27 protein-coding genes are annotated in these 24,822 nt (G+C 65.7%); 10 read left to right on the top strand and 17 right to left on the bottom strand.

All coding sequences use genetic code 11. From position 1 onward, the window contains the following. Nucleotides 1-15 precede the first annotated feature (15 nt). Nucleotides 16-183, top strand: a complete 168-nt coding sequence (locus GFY24_RS23480) for a hypothetical protein (protein ID WP_153807244.1) — start codon at nt 16-18, stop codon at nt 181-183. Between the two features lie 20 nt (nt 184-203). Here the strand turns inward: GFY24_RS23480 and GFY24_RS23475 are convergent, their stop codons facing one another. The 4 genes from GFY24_RS23475 to GFY24_RS23460 all read right to left on the bottom strand — a co-directional run bounded on the left by GFY24_RS23475 (nt 204) and on the right by GFY24_RS23460 (nt 3,189). Next, nucleotides 204-473 (bottom strand): hypothetical protein, encoded by a 270-nt coding sequence (locus GFY24_RS23475; protein WP_153807243.1) that lies wholly within the window; start codon nt 471-473, stop codon nt 204-206. A gap of 76 nt (nt 474-549) precedes the next feature. Continuing rightward, nucleotides 550-783: a DUF433 domain-containing protein gene (locus tag GFY24_RS23470; RefSeq protein WP_153807242.1), complete on the bottom strand. Its 234-nt coding sequence runs from the start codon at nt 781-783 to the stop codon at nt 550-552. Between the two features lie 49 nt (nt 784-832). Next, a complete protein-coding gene (locus GFY24_RS23465) occupies nt 833-1,969 on the bottom strand; it encodes an acyl-CoA dehydrogenase family protein (protein WP_153807241.1) in 1,137 nt (378 codons plus the stop codon). Nucleotides 1,970-2,007: 38 nt separating this feature from the next. Continuing rightward, nucleotides 2,008-3,189, bottom strand: coding sequence for an acyl-CoA dehydrogenase family protein (locus tag GFY24_RS23460; RefSeq protein WP_153807240.1), 1,182 nt, complete (start codon nt 3,187-3,189; stop codon nt 2,008-2,010). A gap of 97 nt (nt 3,190-3,286) precedes the next feature. On the opposite strand from GFY24_RS23460, the gene GFY24_RS23455 reads away from it, so the two are divergent. The 3 genes from GFY24_RS23455 (at nt 3,287) to GFY24_RS43390 (ending at nt 6,019) form a co-directional block, all read left to right on the top strand. Then, nucleotides 3,287-3,955: a hypothetical protein gene (locus GFY24_RS23455; RefSeq protein WP_153807239.1), complete on the top strand. Its 669-nt coding sequence runs from the start codon at nt 3,287-3,289 to the stop codon at nt 3,953-3,955. 144 nt (nt 3,956-4,099) lie between these two features. Then, nucleotides 4,100-5,026 (top strand): NADP-dependent oxidoreductase, encoded by a 927-nt coding sequence (locus tag GFY24_RS23450; protein ID WP_153807238.1) that lies wholly within the window; start codon nt 4,100-4,102, stop codon nt 5,024-5,026. Between the two features lie 60 nt (nt 5,027-5,086). Continuing rightward, nucleotides 5,087-6,019, top strand: coding sequence for an AraC family transcriptional regulator (locus GFY24_RS43390; RefSeq protein ID WP_309231233.1), 933 nt, complete (start codon nt 5,087-5,089; stop codon nt 6,017-6,019). A 94-nt stretch (nt 6,020-6,113) separates the two neighbouring features. On the opposite strand, the gene hsaB is transcribed toward GFY24_RS43390, so the two are convergent. From hsaB to hsaA, 4 genes are read right to left on the bottom strand one after another with little or no spacing between them, the layout of a single operon-like run. Then, on the bottom strand, nt 6,114-6,692 hold the full coding sequence (gene hsaB, locus GFY24_RS23440) for a 3-hydroxy-9,10-secoandrosta-1,3,5(10)-triene-9,17-dione monooxygenase reductase subunit (protein ID WP_153807237.1): 579 nt from the start codon (nt 6,690-6,692) through the stop codon (nt 6,114-6,116). Nucleotides 6,693-6,726: 34 nt separating this feature from the next. Continuing rightward, nucleotides 6,727-7,626 (bottom strand): iron-dependent extradiol dioxygenase HsaC, encoded by a 900-nt coding sequence (gene hsaC, locus GFY24_RS23435; RefSeq protein ID WP_153807236.1) that lies wholly within the window; start codon nt 7,624-7,626, stop codon nt 6,727-6,729. Nucleotides 7,627-7,628: 2 nt separating this feature from the next. After that, a complete protein-coding gene (hsaD, locus tag GFY24_RS23430; RefSeq protein WP_153807235.1) occupies nt 7,629-8,531 on the bottom strand; it encodes a 4,5:9,10-diseco-3-hydroxy-5,9,17-trioxoandrosta-1(10),2-diene-4-oate hydrolase in 903 nt (300 codons plus the stop codon). Between the two features lie 3 nt (nt 8,532-8,534). After that, complete coding sequence (gene hsaA, locus GFY24_RS23425; protein WP_153807234.1) at nt 8,535-9,704, bottom strand: 3-hydroxy-9,10-secoandrosta-1,3,5(10)-triene-9,17-dione monooxygenase oxygenase subunit; 1,170 nt, start codon at nt 9,702-9,704, stop codon at nt 8,535-8,537. Nucleotides 9,705-9,918: 214 nt separating this feature from the next. Here hsaA and GFY24_RS23420 point away from each other — a divergent pair, with 214 nt between their 5' ends. Continuing rightward, the gene (locus GFY24_RS23420) at nt 9,919-11,121 is read left to right on the top strand and encodes a Rieske 2Fe-2S domain-containing protein (RefSeq protein WP_153807233.1); all 1,203 of its coding nucleotides are present in this window, start codon (nt 9,919-9,921) and stop codon (nt 11,119-11,121) included. Further along, entirely contained in the window at nt 11,121-11,450 is a 330-nt protein-coding gene (locus tag GFY24_RS23415; RefSeq protein WP_153807232.1) for a hypothetical protein, read from the top strand. The genes GFY24_RS23420 and GFY24_RS23415 overlap by 1 nt, the downstream gene beginning before the upstream one ends. 48 nt (nt 11,451-11,498) lie before the next feature. On the opposite strand, the gene GFY24_RS23410 is transcribed toward GFY24_RS23415, so the two are convergent. Both GFY24_RS23410 and GFY24_RS23405 read right to left on the bottom strand, forming a co-directional pair. Further along, nucleotides 11,499-11,909 carry a cupin domain-containing protein gene (locus GFY24_RS23410; protein ID WP_153807231.1) on the bottom strand — a complete coding sequence of 137 codons (411 nt, stop codon included), beginning with the start codon at nt 11,907-11,909 and terminating at the stop codon, nt 11,499-11,501. Then, a complete protein-coding gene (locus tag GFY24_RS23405) occupies nt 11,909-12,661 on the bottom strand; it encodes a DUF427 domain-containing protein (RefSeq protein WP_153807230.1) in 753 nt (250 codons plus the stop codon). Before GFY24_RS23405 ends, GFY24_RS23410 begins: the two co-directional genes overlap by 1 nt. Nucleotides 12,662-12,750: 89 nt before the next feature. Between GFY24_RS23405 and GFY24_RS23400 the strand changes: the two genes are divergently transcribed. Next, complete coding sequence (locus GFY24_RS23400) at nt 12,751-14,148, top strand: amino acid permease (protein ID WP_228566587.1); 1,398 nt, start codon at nt 12,751-12,753, stop codon at nt 14,146-14,148. A 15-nt stretch (nt 14,149-14,163) separates the two neighbouring features. Here the strand turns inward: GFY24_RS23400 and GFY24_RS23395 are convergent, their stop codons facing one another. Next, complete coding sequence (locus tag GFY24_RS23395; RefSeq protein ID WP_309231268.1) at nt 14,164-14,487, bottom strand: heavy metal-binding domain-containing protein; 324 nt, start codon at nt 14,485-14,487, stop codon at nt 14,164-14,166. 229 nt (nt 14,488-14,716) lie between these two features. On the opposite strand from GFY24_RS23395, the gene GFY24_RS23390 reads away from it, so the two are divergent. After that, the gene (locus GFY24_RS23390; RefSeq protein ID WP_153807228.1) at nt 14,717-15,244 is read left to right on the top strand and encodes an SRPBCC domain-containing protein; all 528 of its coding nucleotides are present in this window, start codon (nt 14,717-14,719) and stop codon (nt 15,242-15,244) included. Here GFY24_RS23390 and GFY24_RS23385 read toward each other — a convergent pair. The 6 genes from GFY24_RS23385 to GFY24_RS23360 form a co-directional block, all read right to left on the bottom strand. Further along, nucleotides 15,230-16,468, bottom strand: a complete 1,239-nt coding sequence (locus GFY24_RS23385) for an MFS transporter (RefSeq protein WP_153807353.1) — start codon at nt 16,466-16,468, stop codon at nt 15,230-15,232. The two genes, GFY24_RS23390 and GFY24_RS23385, sit on opposite strands and share 15 nt — an antisense overlap. A 174-nt stretch (nt 16,469-16,642) precedes the next feature. Then, complete coding sequence (locus GFY24_RS23380) at nt 16,643-17,686, bottom strand: acyl-CoA dehydrogenase family protein (RefSeq protein ID WP_153807227.1); 1,044 nt, start codon at nt 17,684-17,686, stop codon at nt 16,643-16,645. Nucleotides 17,687-17,735: 49 nt separating this feature from the next. Next, complete coding sequence (locus GFY24_RS23375; RefSeq protein WP_153807226.1) at nt 17,736-18,782, bottom strand: acyl-CoA dehydrogenase family protein; 1,047 nt, start codon at nt 18,780-18,782, stop codon at nt 17,736-17,738. Between the two features lie 17 nt (nt 18,783-18,799). Then, entirely contained in the window at nt 18,800-19,930 is a 1,131-nt protein-coding gene (locus GFY24_RS23370) for an acyl-CoA dehydrogenase family protein (protein ID WP_309231232.1), read from the bottom strand. Beyond that, a complete protein-coding gene (locus GFY24_RS23365; protein ID WP_309231231.1) occupies nt 19,931-20,830 on the bottom strand; it encodes an enoyl-CoA hydratase in 900 nt (299 codons plus the stop codon). A 70-nt stretch (nt 20,831-20,900) separates the two neighbouring features. Beyond that, nucleotides 20,901-22,448, bottom strand: coding sequence for a FadD3 family acyl-CoA ligase (locus GFY24_RS23360; protein WP_309231230.1), 1,548 nt, complete (start codon nt 22,446-22,448; stop codon nt 20,901-20,903). Between the two features lie 64 nt (nt 22,449-22,512). Here GFY24_RS23360 and GFY24_RS23355 point away from each other — a divergent pair, with 64 nt between their 5' ends. Together GFY24_RS23355 and GFY24_RS23350 are read left to right on the top strand one after the other, a co-directional pair. Then, a complete protein-coding gene (locus tag GFY24_RS23355) occupies nt 22,513-23,763 on the top strand; it encodes an acyl-CoA dehydrogenase family protein (protein ID WP_375336085.1) in 1,251 nt (416 codons plus the stop codon). Continuing rightward, nucleotides 23,760-24,554, top strand: coding sequence for an SDR family oxidoreductase (locus GFY24_RS23350; RefSeq protein WP_309231229.1), 795 nt, complete (start codon nt 23,760-23,762; stop codon nt 24,552-24,554). The genes GFY24_RS23355 and GFY24_RS23350 overlap by 4 nt, the downstream gene beginning before the upstream one ends. The last annotated feature ends 268 nt before the right edge of the window (nt 24,555-24,822 follow it).

Here is a 24,822-nt window from a genome sequence, read left to right as displayed (position 1 = left end):
GAGGAAGATAGAGCCATGGCTGAGCATTCCGAATGGGCGGAGATCCGCGATCGTCGGATATGTGAGCCTGGAGCCGAAGAAGCCAGCGAGGCAACACGACTGGCATACGAACTCGGTAAGACGATCCGGCCGGTAGCGCGAGAATCGCGACTGGACATCGAGGACAACCCACCTGTCACCTAGGTGAGCCTGGGTCCGCCCTGTCAGCCGACGACGGTACTCGGGCGTTCGACCTCGACCGCATCGGTCGTGTCGAACGGCCCGCGTAGCCGCTGGGCAAGCTCGGGGTCGGAGTAGATTTCAGCGGTAGCTTGCCACTCCCTCAATAATTGTGAAACGGTAAGTGACGGAATGGCTTCCGTGCCGGCGAGCATCTGACTGTGCAACTCCTCGGCACACTGTGTACGTGCATCCGTGGGAAGCCACATCAGCCAGGGCAGTTCCTCGGCAAGGGAATCACGAACCTGTTTCACCGTCGGATTCCCGGCTCGCATGGGCAACCAGCCGGTCTCGCCCGAGTTCGACAACACTGCGCATCTACGAGGAACTTCACGCCGCGTTGAACGGAATCGTGGTGCGCTGAGCGGTCACGATGGCAGCGTACTCGAGCGCTGCGAGGATATCTTCGGTTTCCAGATCGGGATAGTCGTCGAGGATGTCTTCGGTGCTCATCCCCGCCGCCAGCAATTCCAGCAGCATCTCCACCGGGTAGCGAAGTCCACGTATTGCGGGCTTGCCGTGACAGATCTCGGGGTCGGATGTGATGCGGTCCAATCGGGACATGCCACAAACATACACAGAGCACCGCAATCGTCAGGTATGTACGAGCAGGTCAGGCAGGTTCAGCGGCTAGAAGGTCTCCGAGCATTCGGAGGTGGGGCGTGGCGCCGCCGGTCGCGAATTCGGTGCGTTTGGCGGCGGTGAAGTAGCGGTGGAGGGGGAAGTGCAGGTAGATGCCGGTGCTGGCGTGGATGTGGACGGCGGTGTGGGCTACTCGGTGGCCTGCTTCGGCTGACCAGAAGGCGGCTACCTCCAGTTCGAAATCGCAGGGGTGGTCCTCGGATTCGAGCCAGGCCGCTTGCCAAAGGGCGAGGCGGACGGCGTCCACGTCGATGTGGGCGTCGGCGAGGCGTTGGCGGACCGCTTGGAAGGAGCCGATCGGCTTGCCGAACTGGTGGCGGTCGCGGGCGTAGGCGGCGGTCATCTCCACTGCCCGTTCGAGGACACCGAGCTGGTGGGCGCAGGACGCGATGGTTGACCGCCGATGCGCCCAGCGAACGGGATTCTGAACTGTGGCTGTGTAGTCGCCCGAGTGTGGGCTGACATCGCCGGGTGTCACACCGATGATCGCGTCGTCGTTGATCAAGAGGTTGTCGAATTCGAGAAGTGCTGTGTCGCTCGCGTCTACGACGCGCTGCTCCTGGATCTCGAGGCCGTCCGTGGTGCGGTCGACCATGGCCAGCAGTGATCCGGAGTCGGTGGATGCCTCCACCAGGAAGGCGTCGGCGAACGAGCCCGCGGGCACTACGCCTCGTGATCCGCTTATGCGCCAACCATTTTCGGTCGGGACGGCGCGCACTCCGACTCCGAGGGTGGTCGCGTCGCCCAGCGCGGGCGCGAGCGTGATTTCTCCGCGCAGGGCCGGAGCCACCCAGCGCTCGATCTGCTGTTCGGTGCCGAATTGGGCGAGAGTGGCGGCGCAGATGGAGATGGTGGGGAGGTAGGGCAACGGGGCTACGGTGCGGCCGATTTCGATGAGGATGCTGCACTGTTCCAGCACACCGAATCCACCGCCGCCCACCGTGGTCGGCAGGGCTGCCTCGAGTAGTCCGGCCGCTGCCGCCGCGGACCAGAGCGCCCGCTCGAATCCGGTGGTAGTCGGGTGGGGGTTGCGGGATGACCAGTCGGAGAGCAGGTCGCGGGTGAGGTCGGAAAGGTCTTGCTGGGCCTCGGAATGGGCGAAATCCATGAGTTCCTCGCAGAGTTGGCGGGTGGTATTCGCTGCGGTCAGCGGGTTACGGGCAGGCGCAGTGCGGTTTTGGCGATGATGTCGCGCTGCACCTCGTTGATGCCGCCGCCGAAGGTCAGGATCAGCGAGGAGCGGTGGAAGCGCTCTATGCGGCCGCGCAGCAGGGCTCCGGGGGAGTCGGCTCGGATTATGGCGTCGGTGCCCAGTACTTCCATAAGCAGTCGGTATGCCTCGGTGGCGAATTCGGTGCCGAAAACTTTTGTCGCCGACGCCTCCTCGGGGCGCAGGTCGCCTGATTGAGCGGCCCAGGCGGTGCGCCAATTGCGGAGTTTCAGGTATTCGGCGTGGGCGTGGACGCGGGCGAGGTGGATGCGCACCCATTCGGAGTCGATGACCCGGGTGCCGTCGGGGCGGTGGGTCCGCTGTGCCCAGGCGCGTACCTGGCGGAGCGATTCCTGAAGTGGGGCAGCGGAACTGAGCGAAACCCGCTCGTGATTGAGCTGGTTGGTGATCAGCGACCACCCCTGGTTCAAGCCGCCCACCAGGTTCGTGGCGGGTACCCGCACGCCCGAGTAGTAGGTGGCGCTGGTGCCGACCCCGGCCATGGTGTGCACCTTGGTCCAGGAGAATCCCTCGGCGTCCGTCGGCACGATGAACACCGAGATGCCCTGGTGTTTACCGACATTCGGGTCGGTGCGAGCCGCGAGCCAGACGTAGTCGGCATATTCGATGAGGCTGGTCCACATCTTCTCGCCGTTGACCACATAGTCGTCGCCGTCCCTTACGGCCCTGGTGCGCAGCGAAGCCAGGTCGGTTCCGGCGTCCGGTTCGGAGTAGCCGATGGCGAAGTGCAACTCGCCCTTGGCGATTCGCGGCAGGTACTCGGCCTTCTGTGCCTCGGTGCCGTAACGCATGATGGTCGGTCCGACGGTGTTGATGGTCAGGTAGGGGATGGGCACACCTGCTTTCGCGGCTTCATCGGTGAAGATCATCTGCTCCACCATGGGCCGGTGCTGTCCGCCGTACTCCTGCGGCCAGCCGAGTGCCAGCCACCCGTCCCGTCCCAGTGTCCGGACCATTTCCTTGTAGGCGGTGCCGTCTCCGAATTCGCCGCCCGGTCCGGTGAGCCCGGCGCGTAGCTCCGGTGTCATGAGCTCGGTGAAGTACTCGCGGAGCTGCTTGCGCAACCGCTCTTGTTCCGCGGTGAAACTGATCTGCATGGCGTGAAAGTAGGCAGCCGGCGAACGGCTTTCGCCGACTGTGACATGAAGCTGCCAACTCTGGCGAAAGTGCTGGGTGTCGGCACATGATGGGGAAATGCGGCAGCACACGGTAATCGCGCCCGGCATAGTCCGGCTTCGCCCGAGCGGGGATCTCGGTAGTGATGTGCAGCAGTTACTGCAGCGGGTGCGGACCGAGGCGGTGGTGGCGGTGTCCAGTCCGATGCGGCTGGAGGACCATTACGCGCTGGGGCATTTGGCGGTGCGGGAGTTGATGTCGACGGGGAAGCAGATTCGACTGCTGTATTCGCCGGACTTCCTGGATTCGCGGGATCGAAAGCCGCTGCTGGAGGATTCGACGCTCAGCCCGAAGATTCGGGTGTCCAGTCACGACTTCCAGAACACCTTCATTATCGATCGGCATGCGGCGGTGCTGTGGAGTGGGGCGGGGGCGCAGCGGCCCTACATGGTGATGGTCCGGGATCCCGCGTTGATCGGGGTCATTCACCAATTCGCCACTATGACATGGGAATCCGCTGCTCGGCTGGCGTCGCGGCCGGGGTTCGGGCAGGCGGGTTTCGACGAGCGGGCGCTGGCCGTGCTGGATGCCTTGAACAGTGGGGTCACCGATGAGGTGGCGGCGCGGAATCTGGATATCTCGCTGCGGACGTATCGGCGCAATGTCGCGGACCTCATGTCGAGACTCGAGGTGACCACGCGCTTCCAGGTGGGTGTGCGCGCCGCGCAGCTCGGACTGTTCGGGTAGCTGCTGCCGCACGTCTCACGGGTGATACGTGCGGATAAAGACTGGAGATTTTAAGCTATTCAGAGTCTTTCGTCTTCTCTCTAACGTTGTCGTTGTTCGGTTCGCCGGAGTGGCCGGAGAACAGCGGTGGTTAGGGAGAAGACAATGCGCGCGGTGATTCAGCAGACCTTCGGCGGGCCCGAGGTACTGGAGCTGGTCGAGATCGAGCGGCCGGAACCGCTGTCGGGTGAGGTGCTGGTGCGGGTGCATGCGAGTGGTGTGAATCCGGTGGATGTGGCGGTCCGGTCCGGAGCCTTCCCGCTGCTGGGGCAGCCGCCGTATGGGGTCGGCTGGGATATCTCCGGCGTGGTCGAGGAGGCGGGGCCGGGCGCGCGCTACGAGATCGGCGAAGAGGTCTACGGTATGCCGTTCTTCCCGCGTGCGGCCACCGGATACGCGGAGTACGTCGCGGCACCGTCCCGGCAGTTGGCGCGAAAGCCCAAGTCGCTGAACCACATCGAGGCCGCGGCATTGCCGCTGGCCGCGCTGACCGCGTGGCAGGGACTGGTGGACAAGGCGGCTGTCAAGGAAGGCGACCGGGTGCTGATCCACCGGGCCGCCGGCGGCGTCGGGCATCTGGCGGTACAGATCGCGAAGGCCCGCGGAGCGTATGTGATCGCGCTGGCCGGTGCCGCCAAACACGACTATGTGCGCGGGCTCGGAGCCGACGAGGTAATCGACTACCGCACAACCGATTTCACCGAGGCGGTGCGGGATATGGATGTGGTCTTCGATTCGGTGGCCGATGGTCTGCGGTCGCTGTCGGTGCTGAAGCCGGGCGGAGTACTGGTGAGCATTCTCGAGCATGTGAACCGGGAGCTGGCGGCCACGGTCCAGGCGTCCGGGCGGCGCTTCGCCGGAGTCTCCGTGGAGCCGGATTACGCTGCGCTGGAGGCGATCGCGGAGCTGGTCGACGCCGGCCTGATCCGGCCGACCATTGCCGAGACGCTGCCGCTGGCGGACGCGGGCAAGGCGCACGAAATCGTCGCGGCCGGGCAGACTGTCGGCAAGGTCGTACTGACCGTCGAGTGAGGGCATCGGACAGTGGGACGGCACCCGAGCACTCGGGTGCCGGAGTGTGAGGAGAGCAGCGTGGATGTGCTCAGCGAGGCGCTGGCCTCCATGCGGACCGGCGCGCCGAATTCGGTTCGTACCGAAGGGCGTGCGCCGTGGGCGCTGCGATTGCCGCGGACGGCGGGCGCCGGATTCCATGTCGTGCTGCACGGCACCTGCTGGATATACCCGTCCGCACAGACCGCCGATCCGATCGCGCTCGGCCCCGGCGATGTGGTGTTCGTGCGCGACGGCTCGGGTCATATCCTCGCCGACCATCCCGATACTCCACCGGCGGTGCCGCGCCCGGATCAGTACATTCAGCGCCCGCCCGTCGGCGCGGTCCAGCTCGGTGGGGACGGTCCGGTCACCAGCCTGCTCTGCGGCAACTATCACCTGGACGGACAGCGGCCGCATCCGCTGCTGCGGCAGTTGCCGGAGGTGATCTATCTGCCCGCGAGGCACGGTCGCCACCCGGAACTGGCCGCCGCCATCGCCTTGCTCGGCGCGGAACTGGACAACCCGCGAATGGGTTCGCACGGCATCGTGCCCGCGCTCATCGATTCGCTACTGCTCTATATTCTGCGCGCCTGGGTGGAGGAGCAGCCGCAGTCGGCGGACGCGGGATGGGCTGCGGCACTGCGTGATCCGGCCGTCGCGCCGGCCTTGGCGGCCATGCATGAGGATCCGTCCGCGGCCTGGACCGTGCAGTCGCTGGCGGACCGGGTGGGACTGTCACGCGCCGCCTTCGCCCGCAAGTTCAATGCGATGGTCGGTGAGCCTCCGCTGGCGTACCTGACCCGCTGGCGGCTCACCACCGCCGCGCGTCTGTTGCGCGAGGACGACCTGTCCATGGATACGGTCGCCGCCCGCGCGGGGTACAGCTCGGAATTCGCCTTCGGCAAGGCATTCAAGCGTGAATACGGTTTGGCACCGGGGCAATACCGGCGTCAGGCGCGCACCGCCGCGTAGTAGTTGTCCACAGCCATCCACAATGCACAGCGCCCCTGTGGATGAATTCCACAGGGGCGCTGTGCGGTATTGATTCAGTGCGGAGCGTCCCGCCTCACAGCCAGGTATCGAGCGTGGTGGTGGTGAGGAAGTGCTCCAGGTCCGCACGCCAGGGCGCGGGCACGGTCTTCTCCGGTTCGATGGCGGTGTACTGCCCGCGGTAGAAGAGCAGAGGCCTGCCGGAATCGGTGGATTCCGACAGGGCCTGCACACGGCCGATCACAATGTAGTGATCGCCGCCGTCGACGACCTGATCCACGGTGCACTGGATCGTGGCCAGGGCGTCGCCCAGTACCGGAACCTCCAAAGCGGAAGTGCTCCAGGGGACTCCGGCGAACTTGTCGGGTTCGCGTGAGCCGAAGCGGGCGCAGACCGACTGCTGTTCCTCGGCGAGGATATTCACGCAGAACTTGCCGTTGGCCTCGATCGCCGCCCAGGACTTGGAGGCCTTGGTGGGGCAGAACAGGACCAGCGGCGGTTCCAGGGAGAGCGCGGCGAACGACTGGCAGGCGAAGCCGATCGGCGCACCGTCCCCGTCGAAGGTGGTGATGACGGTGATGCCGGTGCAGAACTGCCCCAGCACATTCCGGAATTGACGTGCGTCGATTTCGGGCTGGTCGTCCGTCGTTGTCATTGCGTTGTCGCCCTTTTCGCTACTGGAACCCGTGCTACTTGAATCCGACCGTGAAGTCGTGTCCCCACAGGCTCACCGCGGTGGATTCCCGTGCGATCCAGGACTCGTCCTCGACTTCCAAACCCTCACAACCGAATTCGATATCGAATCCGCCCGGTGTCTTCATGTAGAACGACAGCATCTTGTCATTGATATGCCGTCCGAGGGTGGCCGACATCTTCACCTTCTTGCGCATCGCGCGATCCAGGCAGAGGCCGACATCGTCGGAATTCTCCACCTCGACCATCAGATGCACAATGCCGGTCGGGTTCGGCATGGGCAGGAACGCCAGCGCGTGATGACGCGGGTTGCAGCCGTAGAACCGCAGCCAGGCCGGATCACCATCGGCGGGACGGCCGACCATCTGCGGCGGCAGCTTCATCGAGTCGCGCAGCCGGAAGCCCAGGATGTCCTGGTAGAACGCCTGCGCGGCGGCATCGTCGTCGCAGGTCAGCACGACATGGCCCAGACCCTGCTCGGCGGTGACGAACTTGTGCCCGTACGGGCTGACGAAACGCCGTGCCAGGTACTGCGAGCCGTGGAAGGCTTCCAGCACATTGCCGGACGGGTCCTGGAACGAGATCATCGCCTCGACGCGACGGTCGGCGAACTCCTGCTTGGTGCCCTCGCGGAACGCGACGCCGGCCTTGGAAAGCTTCTCCCGAAGTGCCTGCAGCGCAGGAGCATCGGTCACCTCCCAGCCGGAGACCTGCAGCCGGTCCACATCGCTCGGCACGATCACCAGGCGCGCCGGGAAATCATCCATGCGCAGGTAGAGGGCGTCCGGGTCGGGCCCGGTGCCCTCCATCATGCCGAGCACCTTGAGCCCGTACTCGCGCCAGGCCGCCATATCGGTGGCCCCGATGCGCATGTATCCGAGCGCTCGAATACTCATGCTCACTTCTCCTTGACGCCGAGCAGGAAGTCGGTTGCCAGGCGGTTGAATTCGTCGAACTTCTCCAGCTGGGCCCAGTGGCCGCAGCCGCCGAAGACGTGCAGTTGCACGCGCGGGACCATCTTCAGCGCCACGAGTGCGCCGTCGATCGGGTTCACCCGGTCCTCGCGGCCCCAGATCATCAGCACGGGCTGACGCAGCTTGTACGCGTCGCGCCAGATCATGCCCTTCTCGAAGTCCGCGCCGGCGAAGGAGCGACCCATCGCACGCGTGGCTTCCAAAGACTCCGGCTTACTTGCCGATTCGAAGCGTTCGGCGACGAGTTCCGGCGTGATCAGCTTCTGGTCGAAGACCATGATCCGCAGGAAGGCTTCCAGATTCGCCTGTGTCGGTTCGTAATTGAACTTCGACAGCAGTTTGACGCCCTCGGTGGGGTCCGGTGCGAACAGGTTGGTGGAGAGCCCGCCCGGGCCCATCAGCACCAGCTTGCCCGCGCGGTCCGGGTAGTCGAGCGCGAATCGGGTGGCCGCGCCACCGCCGAGCGAATTGCCCAGCAGGTGAACGCGATCGATGATGCCCAGGGTGTCGAGGAGATCCTTGAGCGCCGAGGCCGAGTGCACGAAGTACTGCGGGTGCTCGGTGGGCTTGTCGGACAGCCCGAAGCCGGGCTGGTCCACCGCCAGCACGTGGAATTCACGTGCCAGCACCGGAATGTTCTTCGAGAAGTTCGACCACGACGAAGCGCCGGGACCACCGCCGTGCAGCAGCACGATGGTGGGGCCGTTGCCGACGCCCGCCTCGTGATAGTGCAGCTTCAGATCGGGGCGGACCTGGGCGTACTTCGAGGTCGACTCGAAGGTGATGTCTTCCACCACGGCGGGCCGTGAATCGGATGCAGTGGTCATGGATTACACCATCGTGTCGGTGATCGGCAGCCCGAACGCGTGCGTGCCGTACATGACGTAGGCGCGCTCGGCGTCATTGGCCGCGTGCACCCGACCGGCGTGTGCGTCACGCCAGAAGCGCTGCAGCGGAGTGCCATTGGCGAGGGCGGTGGCACCCGAGGCCTCGAACAGCTTGTCGATGGAGGCGACGGCGCGGCCGGTGGCGCGCACCTGGTCGCGGCGGGCGCGGGCGCGCACGTCGAACGGCACCTCCTCGCCCTTCACCACGTAGGCGTACTCGTCGGCGACATTGCCGGACAGCTGACGCCAGGCGGCGTCGATGTCACTGGCGGCCTCGGCGATACGCACCTTGCCGAACGGATCGTCCTTGGCGTTCTCACCGGCGTAGGCGGCGCGTACGCGCTTGCCCTGGTGCTCCACATGCGCGTCGTAAGCGCCGTAGGCCATTCCGACGATGGGGGTGGAGATGGTGGTGGGATGGATGGTGCCCCACGGCATCTTGTACACCGGATCGGTATTCTGTTCCAGGCCAGGCGATTTCAGCTCGCCCATGGCGCGGAAGCTGAGGAAGCGGTGCTTGGGTACGAACACGTTCTCCACCACGATGGTGTTGGAGCCGGTGCCGCGCAGACCGACGACGTTCCAGACGTCCTTGATCTCGTACTCGGTGCGGGGGATCAGGAAGCTACCGAAATCGACCGGCTTGCCGTTCTTGATCACGGGGCCGCCGACGACCACCCAGTCCGCGTGGCCGGAGCCGGAAGACCAAGCCCAGGAACCGTTCACGGTGTAGCCGGTGCCGTCCTCGGTCACCAGGCCCGCGCCCATGGGGGCGTAGGACGAGGAGATGCGGACGTCGGGGTTCTCGCCCCAAACCTCTTCCTGCGCACGCTGATCGAACAGCGCCAGGTGCCAGTTGTGCACGCCGATGATGCCGGCGACCCAGCCGGTGGAGCCGCAGGCGCTGGCGATCTTGCGCACGGTGTCGTAGAAGACGACCGGATCGGCGGCGTATCCGCCCCACTGCTTGGGCTGCAGCAGCTTGAAGAATCCGGCGGTCTGCAGATCCTTGATGGACTCTTCGGGGATCTGCCGGAGATCCTCTGCCTGCTGGGCCCGCTCGCGGAGAGTGGGCAGCAGGGCCTCGACCCGCTCAACTACTTCTTGCGTCATCGCGCCAGTTGCTCCTGCCTGGTGAATCGGGCGGTTCTCGTTTGTCTCTGAGACTAGAACACGTTCCTATTTCTGTCGAGAACAGAGGGCTGCCGTACAGGTTTGGCGGCCGTCCTTCGCCTCACGAGGACTTTTGTCCATTGTTTGGTCATACAACTGGCGTGAAGCGCCGCCTTTTTGTAACGTGTTCTAGTACTTCCAGAGGAGGATCACGATGTCAACAACCCCACCGGGGCCCCGTGGGAAGGTTCGCGAGATCGACGTGGGTGCCATGCCCACCCGGTACGCCCGTGGCTGGCATTGCCTCGGACTCGCGAGCACCTTCCGTGACGGCAAGCCACACGCGGTCAACATCTTCGGTACCAAGCTGGTCGTCTTCACCGACAGCAAGGGTGAACTGAAGATACTCGACGGTTACTGCCGGCATCTCGGCGGCGATCTGTCGATGGGCGAGGTCAAGGGCGATTCCATCGCCTGCCCGTTCCACGATTGGCGCTGGGGCGGCGACGGTAAATGCACCGCCATCCCCTATGCCAAGCGTGTGCCGCCACTGGCTCGCACCCGCTCCTGGCCCACCCTCGAGCGCAACGGCCAGCTCTTCATCTGGCAGGACCACGAGGGCAGCAAGCCCACCGACGCGGTCACCATCCCGTACATCGACGGCCCGTACACCGACGCCGAGGGCAAGCCGCTCGAGCAGATGTCCGACGGCTGGACCCCGTGGACCTGGAACTCGATCGTGATCGAGGGCGCCAACTGCCGCGAGATCATCGACAACGTCGTGGATATGGCGCACTTCTTCTACATCCACTACGCGTTCCCGACGTTCTTCAAGAACGTGTTCGAGGGCCACGTCGCCACCCAGTACCTGAACACGGTGGGGCGCAAGGACATCGGCATGGCCGCCCAGATCAAGGGCGACACCCTGCTCAAGTCCGAGGCTTCGTACTTCGGGCCGTCGTACATGGTGAACCCGCTGCTGAACATCTACAGCGGCTTCGAGGTCAAGAGCGTCCTCATCAACAGCCACTACCCGATCTCGCAGAACTCGTTCGTGCTGAACTACGGCGTCTCGCTGGAGAAGCCCAAGGGTCTGCCGGACGACGCCGCACAGGGCCTGGCCGACAAGATGGCCGAGGGCATCGAAGAGGGCTTCCTGCAGGACGTCGAGATCTGGAAGCACAAGTCCAAGATCGACAACCCGCTCCTCACCGAGGAAGACGGCCCGGTCTACCAGCTGCGCCGCTGGTACGACCAGTTCTACGTGGACGTCGCGGACATCGACCCCAAGTCGACGCAGCGCTTCGAATTCGAGGTCGACACCACCAAGGCCAATGAGGTCTGGAGTATCGAGGTCGAGGAGAACCTGCGCAAGAAGCGCGAGGAAGACGCCGCCGCTTCGGAGGCGAGCGTCTGATGACCGTCTGGGCGAAAGCACCCGACTTCGCGGACCGTCCGGAGCGGCGGGCGCAGGTGCGCGCCCAGACGGCTCTGGACAAAGAGCACTACATGGAGTCCGGGCTGACACCGATCGCGTGCCAGTCCTGCGGAACCGAAGTACTGGTGCGCAAGCACAGCAGTAACCAGAAAACCGTGCAGTGGACGGTCAATCCGGCCGATCACTGCCCGGTGTTCCGCAAAATGGCCGAGGCGGGGCCGATCTTCGGCAAACCGGACTCCTGCCCCAACCTCGAGAAGACCATCGACCATGCCGTGGCCGAGGGCCTGCTCGAAATCGACGACTAGCCGCTTCCGTCCAGCGCCCCCGCCGTCTTCCCACGGCGGGGGCGCTGTTCAGTCCAGCCGGAAGTCGGCGAAGTCGAAACCCGGTGCGACGACACAACTCACCAGCACGTAGTCCTCACCCGCCGGGCGGGCGGCCTGGCTCACCCCACCGGGGACCACCGCCTGGGGCCGCTGCCCCTGCTCGACATCGGGTCCGAGGACGATCTCCTCGCCGCCGATGTTCAGCAGCAGCGGACCGCCCCGATGCCAGAACCAGATCTCCTCCGACCGCACGGTGTGTGGTGCGGATTTCTCACCGGGCAGCAGCAGGAAATAGATGGCCGTCGCGCTCGCCCGCGGCCCCGAGTAGCCCTCCGGCTCGAATTCCACCGCACTGCGCCAGGTTTCGCGATACCAGCCGCCCTCGGGATGCGGCAGCATATCCAATTCGGCGGCCAGCTTCGGCCTCTCGGTGCTCATCAGCTGAACGGGCTCTGCGGGCGGGACTCGAGCACCCCGTCCACGTAGATGTCGACCTTCTCGTTGTAGAAGCTGGCGAAGCCCGCGATCTTCTGACTCTCCGGGACGGGGGTGCGGTAGATCCACACCAGGTCCGGATAGAGGTCCTCGCCGAGCTTCAGGCTCCAGTACTCGGCATTGCCCTTGTACGGGCACATGGTCCGAGTGCCGGAGTGCTGCAAAAGATCCAGGCGGATATCGGTGAGCGGCAGGTAATAGCGCGCGGGCAGGCCGGTTTCGAAAAGGATGCGCGGGTTGTGGGATTCGGCCACGGTCTGCCCGGCCACCTCGACGCGAATATGCCGGGAGCTGGAGAGGATGTCCACGCGGTGGAAGGGGTCGCGCGGATGGCCGTAGATGGGTTCGTCCTCCTCGAACCATTCGTCCATGGCTTTGGCGTCGAGCCGCACCAGGTTCTGGAGTTCCGGGGTGGGGGAGTCGAGGTAGCGCACGGCCGCGCCCGGGGCCACGGTCCCGTCGGCGATGACATCGAAGCCGACGGGGGTGCCCAGATGATTCGCGGGCCGGGTGTCGCCGGTCGGTTCCAGCTTCACTCGCAGCTCATCGACCGGGAAGTAGTAGGTCGGGAAATAGGCGTGTTCCCACACCATGCTGGCTTTGACGGTGTCGACGACCAGCTGGCCGCCCAGGTAGACACGCACTCGTTTCGCGCACGGTAGAACGCGCACCGGATCCGTCTTCGTTTCGGACATACCTCCCGAAGGTACTCCGATTTCGCCGGTCTGACCTGCCCCGATATGGTGTTCGAGCAACATCCGAGCAACAATCTGAAGGCGGCTAGATGTCCCATCCGATCAGTACCGAGCAGCAAGGGCTGCGGACCGGGCTACGCCGCCGTCACATGACCATGCTGGCCATCGGTGGCGCCATCGGCGCGGGACTCTTCGTCGGCAGCGGCTCGGTGATCGGCACCGCCGGACCGGCCGCCATCCTCTCCTATGCCGCCGCCGGATTGCTGGTGCTGTGCGTCATGCGCGCGCTCGGCGAAATGGTGGTGGCCCGCCCGGTCGCCGGATCGCTCGCCGAATACGCGCGGATGGCGATGGGTCCGTTCGCCGGATTCACCATCGGCTGGCTGTACTGGTACCTCTACGTCATCCTGGTCGGGGCGGAGGCCGTCGCGGGCGCGGCGATTCTGTCCAGTTGGATCGATCTGCCGCAGTGGGTGCTCGCCGCGGTGCTGCTGACCCTCATGACCGCAGTCAATCTGGTGTCGGTGAAATCCTTCGGCGAATTCGAATTCTGGTTCGCCTCGATCAAAGTCGTTGCCATCGTGCTGTTCCTGGTGATCGGCGCGGCCTGGGTGTTCGGGCTGCGGCCGGACGCCGAGAGCGGGTTCGGCAATCTGACGGCATTCGGCGGATTCGCGCCGAACGGCATTACCGGCATCTTCTCCGCCATCGTGGTGGTCATGTTCGCCTTCGGCGGCACCGAGATCGTGACCGTCGCCGCCGCCGAGTCGAAGGAGCCCGGCCAGGCCGTCGCCCGCGCCACCAATAATGTGCTGTGGCGGGTCGGCCTCTTCTATGTGGCCTCGATCTTCCTGGTGGTGACCATCCTGCCGTGGAATGACGCGCACGTGCTGCAGAGCCCGTTCGTCAGTGCCCTGGACCGGATGGGCATCCCCGCCGCGGGCACCATCATGCAGGTCGTCATCCTGACAGCCGTTCTCTCCGTGCTGAATTCGGCCATCTACGTCTCTTCCCGCATGCTGTACGTCCTCACCCGCGACGGTGACGCTCCCGCCGCCCTGGTGAAGGTGAACAAGCGCGGTGTTCCGGCGCGCGCCGTCCTGCTCGGCACGGTGGCGGCCTGGGGTGCGGTAATCGCCTCCTACATCTCCCCGGACCAGGTCTTCACCTTCCTGGTGAACTCCATCGGCGTCGTCCTGGCCTTCGTCTATGTCGCGATCATGTTCTCCCAGTTGCGACTCCGTGCCCGCCTCCGCCGAGAAGACCCCGCCGCCCTCACCTACCGCATGTGGGGCTACCCCTACATCTCGTGGGCGGTAATCATCGCCATCTTCGCGGTCTTCGCGGCCATGGCCACCAAAGCCGACCAGCGCAACCAGCTCCTGGCCTCCACCATCAGCCTGCTTTTCGTGGCAGCCCTCTACCCCCTCCGCAAACGCTTCGGCAAGAAGCCGCCCGTGTACGAGGTGGAAGTGCTGCGGCACTGAGGGATTGGAGCCCGTCTACTCGACGGGCTCCAACAGCACCGCGGTCCCATAGGCCGCGACCTCACTCATGGTGTTCGCGATTTCATTGCAGTCGAACCGCATGGCGATCACCGCGTTCGCGCCGAAGTACATGGCGTGCTGGCACATTCGCATGACTGCCTCATGCCGCGAGTGGTACAGCAACTGTGTGTACTCGTGAATCTCGCCGCCCCCCAGCGACCTGAGGCCGGCACTGAAATTCGCTCCAATCCCCCGGCTGCGTACGGTCAATCCGGCGACCTCGCCGAATACCCGCACCACCTTGCTCCCCGGCACATCGTTCATGGTCGAAACCAGAATCGGAAACTGCTGCGGCGGTTGCTGTTGCTGCATCCCCTGCTGATAAGGCGGCTGACCTTGCTGCGGAGGCGGGAACTGCTGCGGCGGCATGGGCTGATTCATGCCCGGATAGTACGACGCCCAAGTCGGTGGGCACCCAATTCGAAACGAGAGCACCGCTCTTGACAAATGGCGGCCCAAAAAGAGAGCATTGATCTCGTTACGGAACGCCAATCACGCGGAGCGCATCATGAACCTGCTGTACACCGGACCCTCCACCGCCGACCTGCACGAGAACTACTCCAAAAAGGGCCGACTGGACGAGAACGCCCAGGTCCGCTCCGCCTCAACGGTTGTCATCGACGCCCCAGCCGCCACCATCTGGCACCTACTCACCGATATGCGCAACTGGCCGAACTGGCGCACCGACGCCGAGGTCCTCGAACTCGGCGAAATCCGAGTCGACGCCCCCTTCGTCTGGAAGCTGCACAGTTCGAAAATCAAGGCCGTCTTCGCCACCGTCACCCCGGAACGCGAACTCGCCTGGACCGGCGTCTCCATGGGCATCATGAAAGCCATCGACCGCCTCCTGCTCGTCCCCGAATCCGCAAACCGCACCCGTGTAACCATGGAGGAATCCCTCGCCGGCCCGCTGCTGCCCCTGTTCTTCACTTCCGAAAAACTCCGCGCCGGCCACGACGCCATGCTGGCGATGCTGAAGACCGCCGCGGAATCCTCCACTCTCGCAATGGAAGTAGATCGTTCAGTCGTCGCCTAGGGTGATGGCTTGGGCTTCGGCGGGGGAGTGGGTGGCTGGGGCGTGATCGTCCATGTGGGCCAACAGCTTTCGGCCGGAGAGTAGGACGGCTACGGCGGCGGCGGTGCAGGCTGCGCCTACCCAGAAGGGGAGGGACATGTGGTGTTCGCCCAGTTTGCCTGCCAGGTAGGGGGCGGCGGCGCCGCCGGCGAAGCGGACGAAGCTGTAGGCGGCGGAGGCGGTGGCTCGTTCTACCGGGGCGGATTCCATGACGGCCTCGGTGATGAGGGTGTTGTTCACGCCCAGGAATAGGCCCGAGATGACCGTGCCGATTACCAGGACGGGCTTGTGGTCGGCGAACAGGGCCATAACCGCCAGGTCGACGGCGAACAAGGCCAGGGCCAGGGCCATCATTCGGACGGTTCCGAAGGCGCGCTGCAATTTTGGTGCGAGGAAGACCGAGGAGAAGGCCAGGAGCAGGCCCCAGCCGAAGAAGATGAAGCCGATGGAATAGGTGCCCATGTTCAGGGGGAATGGGGTGTAGGCGAGCAGGGTGAAGAAGCCGTAGTTGTAGAGCAGGGCGGTGATGCTCACCAGGAGCAGGCCGGGGTAGGCCAGCGCCTTGAAGGGGGCGGTGATGGAGGTCGGCTTGGCGGGTTTCGGGGCCTCGGGGAGTAGGAACACCAGGGCGATGATCGCGATGGCCATCAGCACCGAGACGCCGAAGAATGGTGCGCGCCAACTGAAGTGGCCGAGGAAGCCGCCGACCAGCGGGCCGGTGGCAATGCCGATACCGAGGGCCGCCTCGTAGAGGATGATGGCTCGGGCGGTGCCGCCGCTGGCCGCGCCGACAATGGTGGCCAGCGCCGTCGCGATGAAGAGGGCATTGCCCAGACCCCAGCCCGCGCGGAAGCCGTCAATCTGGCCGACGGTGCCGGAAGCGCCTGCGAGAGCGGCGAATACGACGATAATGGCGAGCCCGGCGAGCAGTGTCTTCTTCGCGCCGAACCGGCTGGAGACGACGCCGGTGATGAGCATGGCAATGCCGGTGACCAGCATATAGCTGGTGAACAGCAGCGTCACCTGTGAGGGTGAGGCATGCAGCTGCTCGCCGATCGGCTTCAGAATGGGGTCGACCAGGCCGATTCCCATGAAGGCGATGACCGAGGCGAAGGCAACGGCCCATACGGATTTTGGTTGTTTGGTGCTGGCAGGTCCGTCGATGGCGGGCCGCGTAACCGACATTGTGCTCAAGGTCAGTTCCTCATCTGGGAGTGCGGTTGATTGCGCATGCCCATCGATTGTTGCATAAGCTAACTATATAATTACCTTTGCTAACAATATTTCCGCGGTGAAATACAACACAGGCCGGGACCAGCGCTTATGCGCCGATCCCGGCCTGTGCCGAGTGAATGCCGACTATGCCGGGCGGGCCAGCGGCCGCGCCGGAGTGCCGAACAGCTGGGCGTCACCGTGGGCGCGCTTGAAGAACAGATGCGCGTCGTGCTCCCAGGTGATGGCGATACCGCCGTGCATCTGGACCGTCTCCGAGACCACCGAATTGAGGGTGGTGGTGGCCTGAATACGCGCCGCGGCCACATCGATGGCTTCGACGGAGCCGTCTGCCAGTCCCGCGATGGCGAGGTAGGCGACCGAACGGGTCGACTCGACCAGCACGTACATATCGGCCATCCGGTGCTTGAGGGCCTGGAAGCTGCCGATGGGCCGGCCGAACTGTACGCGGGACTTGCTGTATTCGACCGTCATGTCCAGGCACTGCTCGGCCGCCCCGAGCTGCTCGGCAGTGACTGCGGCCCAAGCGATTTCACGCAGCGCCGCGATATCGACCGCACCCAGTGCGCGGGCCGGTGCCGAGGCGAACTCGATCGTCGTCAGTCGCCGAGTCGGATCCATGGTCGGCACCACGGTGCGGGTGACGCCCGCGGCCGCACCGTCGACCTCGTAGAGACCGTCGGCGGTGAGCACCAGCAGGGTGTCCGCGTGCGAGCCGTCCAGGACGTAATGCGCGGTGCCGGAGACGGTTTCGCCCTCGGCGCGCACACCGAAGCTGTCCCAGCCCTGTGGACCGGCCCAGCAGACCGCGAGCGTGCGCACACCCTCGGCGACCTCGGGCAGTAGCCGCTCATTGGCCTCGGCATCGCCCGCGAGCAGCAGCGCCTGCACACCCAGCACGGCCGAGCCGAGCATGGGCGGAGCGGCCAGGGTGCGGCCGAGTTCCTCCACCACGAGCAGGGATTCGACCAGGCCGACGCCGACGCCGCCGAACTCCTCCGGAATGGCAAGCGCCGCAACGCCTACCTGCTCGCACAATAGTCTCCACAGCTGCTCGTCATAGCCGCGCTCGGCTGCCAGCCCGCGCCGCATGGCCGCGCTGTCGCCGTGCTTGGCCAGCACCGCGCGCACGGTGGTGACGAGTTCCTGCTGATCGGCCGTGATGCTCATGCGTCGGCTCCCATCGGGTCGAGCTGGTGGTGAAGGGGTGCAACCGTTTTCACGCGGCGGTCCCCGCGGTGCGCAGCGCGGCGGCGATGCGGGCGCGGTGCAGATCCGGGGTGCCCCAGGCGGAACGCAGGGCGGTGACCTTGGTCAGCCAGAGGGACAGGTCGCATTCGGCGGTGTAGCCGATCGCACCGTGCACCTGTAGGGCGATGCGGGCCGCCCGGTACGCCGCTTCACCGCAGGCCAGCTTGGCCGCGGAGATATCGCGGGCACGGATGGTCGCATCGCTGTCGTCCTGCAATGTGAGTGCGGCGCGGTAGAGCAGCGGCTGCGCCATCTCGAGATCGATGAGGACATTGGCCAGGTGATGCTTGATCGCCTGGTACTGGCCGATCGGCTTGCCGAACTGCTGGCGCTGCTTCACGTACTCGACGCTGGTGTCCAGCAGGGCGCGGCCCGCGCCGAGCAGCTGGGCGGCCGCCGCGAGCGCCGCGGTGTCGAAGGCGAGATCGATTGCGGCGCTGACGCCTTCGCCCTCGGCGAGGACGGCAGCGGCGGTCAGCGGGAAGAGGCGGCGGGCGGCGTCGATGGACTTGGCCTGCTCGCCCGCGGTGGCGATGGAGACCCGATCACCCTCGGCGAGCAGGATCAGATCGGCGATATCGGCGTCCAGGGCGACCGGCGCGCCGGATGCGGAAAGCGCACTGGCGCGACCCGGACCGGCCACGGCGAGCGTGCCCAGTTTGGCTCCCTCGGCCAGCTGCGGCAGCCATTCGGCGGCCGCGGCGGAGTCCGGAAGTGCCTGCAGCAGTGCGGGAATCGCGGCGGCGGTCTCCACCAGCGGTCCGGGCGCGGCGGCGCGGCCGATCTCGGTGAAGGCCACGATCATCTCGACCGGGCCCGCGCCGAAGCCGCCGTTCTCCTCGGTAATGGTCAGGCCCAGTGCACCGGCCTCGGCCAGTTGGCCGAGCAGTGCCTTACCTGCGGTGGAATCGCCCGCGCCCCAGGCCCGTACGACGCCGGGCGTCTTGGCGGCCTCGCCCATCTTGCGCAGGCTGGCGGCGAAATCGATTTGTTCTGCGGTCAATGCGAATCGCATGTTCGTCCTCCGGGTGACTAGCGCGGCAGCCCGAGCAGGCGTTCGGCGATGATATTGCGCTGGATCTCATTGGTACCGGCGTAGATCGGGCCCGCCAGCGAGAACAGGTAACCGTCGGTCCAGGCGGATTCCTGTTCGGCGGCGGCACCGTGCAGATCCAGGGCGGTCTCGTGCATGGCGATATCCAGGTCGGACCAGAACACCTTGTTCACAGACGATTCCGCGCCCAGTTGACCGCCGTCGGCGAGCCGGGTGACGGTGGCCCAGGTGTTCAGGCGGTACGCCTCGGCACCGACCCAGGCGTCGACCACGCGTTCCCGCAGCGCGGTATCGGTCTCGGCGGCAGCGTCTTGCCACAGCTCGATGAGCTTGTCGGCGGTGGCATTGAACCGGCCCGGCGAACGCAGCGACAGGCCACGCTCATTGCTGGAGGTCGCCATGGCGACCTTCCAGCCGTTGTGCGCCTCACCGATCACATCGGCGTCCGGCACGAACACATTGTCGAGGAAGATCTCCGCGAACCCGGGCTCGCCGTCCAGCTGCGGAATCGGCCGCACCGTAATGCCTTCCGCGGTGAGCGGGAACATCAGGTAGGTGAGTCCCTTGTGCCGCTGGGCTTCCGGATCGCTGCGGAACAGGCCGAAGCCCCAATCCGCGTACGAGGCCCGCGAACTCCAGGTCTTCTGGCCGTTGAGCAGCCAGCCGCCCTCGGTGCGCTTGGCGGTGGAGCGGATACCGGCGAGATCGCTACCGGCCTCCGGCTCCGACCACGCCTGTGCCCAAATGTCATCGGCGCGAGCCATTCTCGGCATGATGCGGGCCAGCTGCTCGGGCGAACCGTGCTCGAAGAGCGTCGGCGCGAGCAGGAAGATGCCGTTCTGCGAGACGCGGCCGGGGGCTCCGGCGGCGTAGTACTCCTCCTCGAAGATGACCCATTCGATCATCGAGGCATCGCGGCCGCCGTACTCGGCGGGCCAGGCGACACAGGACAGGCGGGCCTCGGCCAGCTTGGCCTCCCAGGCCCGGTGCGCCTCGAAGCCTTCCTCGGTATCCATGGACGGCAGCGGAGTCGCGGGGACATTGGCGGCCAGGAACTCGCGCACCTCGCGGCGGAATTCCTCTGTCTTGGCGTCGAATTCGAGATCCACTTACTTCGCCCCGTTCTTCTCTGCGGCATCTGTGGTGGTTGCGGTGGCTTTCATGGACTTGGCGTTCATCCCGCCGAGCGAGTCCGCGCCGATCTCGGCATTGTGTGCGTGCGCGAAATGATGCAGCCCGAACACCGAATCCATACCCGCGCGCATACCCATGAGGTCCTCGCACTGGTTGACGGCCTTCTTGGTCAGCGCCAACCCGAATTGCGGCATGGCCGAGATCTTCTCGGCCAGCGCGAAGGTCTCGGTCTCCAGGTTCTCGCGCTCCACAACGCGATTCACCATGCCCCACTCGTAAGCCTGTGCGGCGGTGAAGCGGTCACCGGTGAACAGGATCTCCTTGGCGCGGCGCGGACCCAGCACCCACGGGTGCGCGAAGTACTCGACACCCGGAATACCCATGCGCACAACGGGATCGGAGAAGAACGCGTCCTCGGAGGCGACGATCATGTCGCACGACCACGCGAGCATCAGCGCGCCCGCGATGCACGCGCCCTGCACCATGGCGATGGTCGGCTTGGGGATCTCCCGCCAGCGCCGGCACATGTTCAGGTAGACCTCGGTCTCGCGCGCGAACCGCTGGTCACCGCCCGGCCGGTCGGTGTGGTCCCACCACAGCGCGGCCTGGTTCTCGTACTTGATGTGATGGTCGCGCCCCGGCGTACCGATATCGTGTCCGGCGCTGAAATGCTTGCCGGCCCCGGCCAATACGATCACCTTGACCTCGGCGTCCTCGACGGCCCGCACGAAGGCGGCGTCGAGCGCGTAGGTCATGACCGAGTTCTGTGCGTTGCGGTAGTCCGGCCGGTTCAGCGTGACGACCGCGATCGGTCCCCGCTTCTCGTAGAGAACGACATCGCCCTCATCGGGGATCGGCCCCAGTTCCTGGCTCACGCTGCATCCCTTCTGGAATAACCGGAGCGCTCCGTGGTTACGCTCCGCTGCCGCCTCCGCGCCTGACCGGTCATTCCGTCTCCTCACGTAGTTGCCGCTTGAGAACCTTGCCCGCGGCGCTGTAGGGCAACTGATCGCGGAACTCGACGAACCGCGGAACCTTGAAATTGGCGAGCATCTTCTTGGCATGCGCGAGAACGTCTTCGGTGGTCAGCTCGGCCCCGGGCCGGCGCACCACGTAGACCTTGCCGACCTCGCCCATGCGCTCGTCCGGCACGCCGATGACCGCGGTCTCGGCGACCCCGTCCAATCGCGCCATGGCCTGCTCCACCTCGGCCGGATACACATTGAAGCCGCCGGAGATGTACATGTCCTTGAGCCGGTCGGTGATCTTCACGTACCCGCGCTCGTCGATCACCGCGACATCGCCGGTGTGCAGCCAGCCATCCTTGTCGATGGTGTCGGTGGTGGCCTGGGTGTCGTCGAGGTAGCCGACCATGATCTGCGAACTACGCAGCAGCAGTTCACCATTGTCGGCGAGATTGACCTCGAAACCGTCGATGGCCCGGCCACAGGTGTTCGCGATCGTCTCGGCCGAATCCTCGGGACGGCACATGAGGCCGAAGCCGCCGGATTCGGTCTGCCCGTACGCGGTGAGCACCACATCGAAGCGCAGTTCGTCGCGCATGCGCTCGATGAGCACGACCGGCACGGTGGCCGCGCCGGTGACCGCGACCCGCAGCGACGACAGATCGGCCGTCGCGCGGGCAGGGTGCTCGAGAATGGTCTGGAAGATGGTCGGCGGTCCGGTCAGCACGCTGATGCGCTCGTCGTGGATCAACCGCATGGTCTCGGGCACATCGAAAGTGGCCTGCGGCAGGATGTTCGCGCCGGTGACCAGGCACGCGAGAATGCCCGCCTTGTAACCGAAGCTGTGGAAGAACGGCGGCACCACCAGGTAGCGGTCATCGCTGTTCAGGGTGGCGCAGTCGGCCCAGGCACGGGCGCTGGTGAGCGCCTTGCTGTGCGAGATGAGCACACCTTTGCTGCGCCCGGTGGTGCCGGAGGTGAACAGAATGTCCGAAAGATCCTCGGCCCGAACCGATTCCGCGCGGGCGATGGCGTCCTCGAGGCTGACGGCCTCGGCCAGCTTCGGCAACTCCGACCACGCGATGGCATTGTCGACGGCTTCTTCCCGCTCGGCGGGAATGACAATGACCGTCTCGATCGCCAATTCCGGTGCGTCCGCGCGCAGTTCGGCGAGGCGATCGCGGCCCAGGAAACTGCCGACGATGAACAGCGCCTTGGCCTCCACCCGGCCCAGCACATCCGCGGCCTCATCGGCCACGTACCGCGTGTTCAGCGGCACGATAACCGCACCCACATAGTGGGTGGCAAGCACCGCGGTCACCCAGTGATGGGTGTTCGGAGCCCAGATGCCGATCTTGTCGCCGCGTCGCACACCGCGTGCGATAAGCACACGCGCGGTCTCGCGGACCGAATCGAGCAGTTCTGCCCAGCTCAATCGCACGGCACCGTCGGAGACGGCGGGTGCGGAACCGAAGACGCTCGCGGCGTGGTGCAGTGCGAGCGGAGTGGTCTGCGGTGGGGATGTCACAGGGTCTCCGAGCGTCCGGGAATGGGTCTAACAAAGCAAGTGCTTGGTAGGTTACTCTACGGAGGTGAGCATGATCCAGACCCCCGAACCGGCCAGCGGGACCACGGCGAGCCGTGCAGTGGACGTTGTGAGCATGGAAGACGAAGAATTTCGTGCTGAAGTGCGGGATTGGCTGGCCCAAGCCCTGAACGGACAGTTCCGTGAACTGCGCGGTCTCGGCGGTCCCGGGCGCGAGCACGAAGCCTTCGAGGAACGCCTCGAATGGGATCGCGCTCTCGCCGCGGCGGGTCTCACCTGCCTGGGCTGGCCCAAGGAGTGGGGCGGCCGCGACGCCACCCTCGCGCAGCAGGTCATCTTCCACGAGGAGTACGCCAAAGCCGATGCGCCCAGCCGTGTTTCGCACCTCGGTGAGGAACTGCTCGGCCCGACCGTGCTGGCCTTCGGCACCGAGGAGCAGAAGCGCCGCTTCCTGCCCGGTATCCGCAATGTCACCGAACTCTGGTGCCAGGGCTACTCCGAGCCCGGCGCGGGCTCGGATCTGGCGGCCGTCAGCACCTCGGCGTACCTGGACGGCGACGAATGGTCCATTACCGGGCAGAAGGTCTGGACCTCGCTCGCGCATCTGTCCGACTGGTGCTTCGTTGTCGCGCGCACCGAGAAGGGCTCGACTCGCCATCATGGCCTGTCCTACCTCCTGGTGCCCATGAAGCAGCCGGGCGTCGAGGTGCGGCCGATCATCCAGCTCACCGGGACCGCGGAGTTCAACGAGGTCTACTTCGACAATGCCCGCACCGCCGCCGATCTGGTGGTCGGCGCGCCCGGCGACGGCTGGAAGGTCGCCATGGGCACGCTCACCTTCGAGCGTGGCATCTCGACCGTCGGGCAGCAGATTCGGTACGCGCGTGAACTCGCCGACCTCGAGGCGGTCGCGCGTACGAACGGCACCCTCGAAAACGCCGTCATCGCAGACCGTTTCGACAAGGCCTGGGTCGGGCTGCGCGTGCTGCGCGCCCACGTGTTGCGGACCCTGGAGTCCGGGCACGACGATGCCACCGTCGACGCCCGCACCGCCGCCGGTTCGGCGTCGGTCACCAAACTGCTGTGGGCCAACTGGCATCGCGATCTCGGCGAGCTGGCCATGGACGTGCTCGGCGCGCCCGGCCTCATCGCCGATGCCGAGGGCGATGACCTCAATGCCTGGCAGCGGCTCTTCCTCTTCACTCGCGCGGACACCATCTACGGCGGTTCGAACGAGGTACAGCGCAATATCATCTCCGAGCGGGTGCTCGGACTTCCCCGAGAGGCTCGTCCGTGACTGACTTGTCCACCGCCCCCGAAATCACCCCCGGCCACAATCTGCTGGCCGGCAAGGTCGCGGTCGTGACCGCGGCCGCCGGAACCGGTATCGGTTCGGCGACCGCGCGCCGCCTGCTGTCCGAGGGTGCGGATGTCGTGATCTCCGACTGGCACGAGCGTCGCCTGAAGGAGACCGAGCAGGCGCTGCAGGCCGAATTCCCGGACCGCCGAATCGCCTCCGTGCCCTGCGATGTCAGCTCCACCGAGCAGGTGAACCAGCTCATCACGGGTGCCGTCGCCGCGCTCGGGCGCATCGACATCATGGTCAACAATGCCGGGCTGGGCGGTGAGACCCCCGTCGTCGATATGACCGACGAGCAGTGGGACAAGGTCATCGACATCACCCTCAACGGCACCTTCCGCGCCACTCGCGCCGCGCTCGCGTACTTCCGCGATGCGGGCCACGGCGGCGTGATCGTCAATAACGCGAGCGTGCTCGGCTGGCGTGCCCAGCACGGACAGGCGCACTACGCCGCCGCCAAGGCCGGTGTGATGGCGCTGACTCGCTGCTCGGCCGTCGAGGCCGCCGAATTCGGCGTGCGTATCAATGCCGTCGCGCCGTCCATCGCCCGGCACGCGTTCCTGGACAAGGTCACCTCCGGTGAGCTGCTGGATCGCCTGGCCGCCGGTGAAGCCTTCGGTCGCGCCGCCGAGCCGTGGGAGGTGGCGGCCACCATCGCCATGCTGGCGAGCGATTACACCACCTACCTCACGGGTGAGGTCGTCTCCATTTCGAGTCAGCGCGCCTGATTCGAAGCGTTTTCACCGATTTCGGTTCAACGCAACCGAATTCGGATATACGGGTGATGTGGAAAGCCGTGTCACCCGGTCGCAGTATTTCGCACTGCCGCGCTCGCACTCGGGCGCGGCAGTGCGTTTTTCATGCCCTGAACGCTGCCTGATTTATCCGCGGGCGCAAAAATGCCTGGCGCGCCGGTGTGGTCATTGTGCAATCCTGGTTTAGGCCGGTTCCGCATAGTCGAAGGGCGCGACCCATGGGTCCGGATCGCCGACAACA

Origin of the sequence: Nocardia sp. SYP-A9097, assembly GCF_009649815.1 — a bacterium.
GTDB lineage: Bacteria > Actinomycetota > Actinomycetes > Mycobacteriales > Mycobacteriaceae > Nocardia.
The sequence above is the reverse complement of the archived record's forward strand: the minus strand, read 5'-3'. Positions and strand labels throughout refer to the sequence as shown.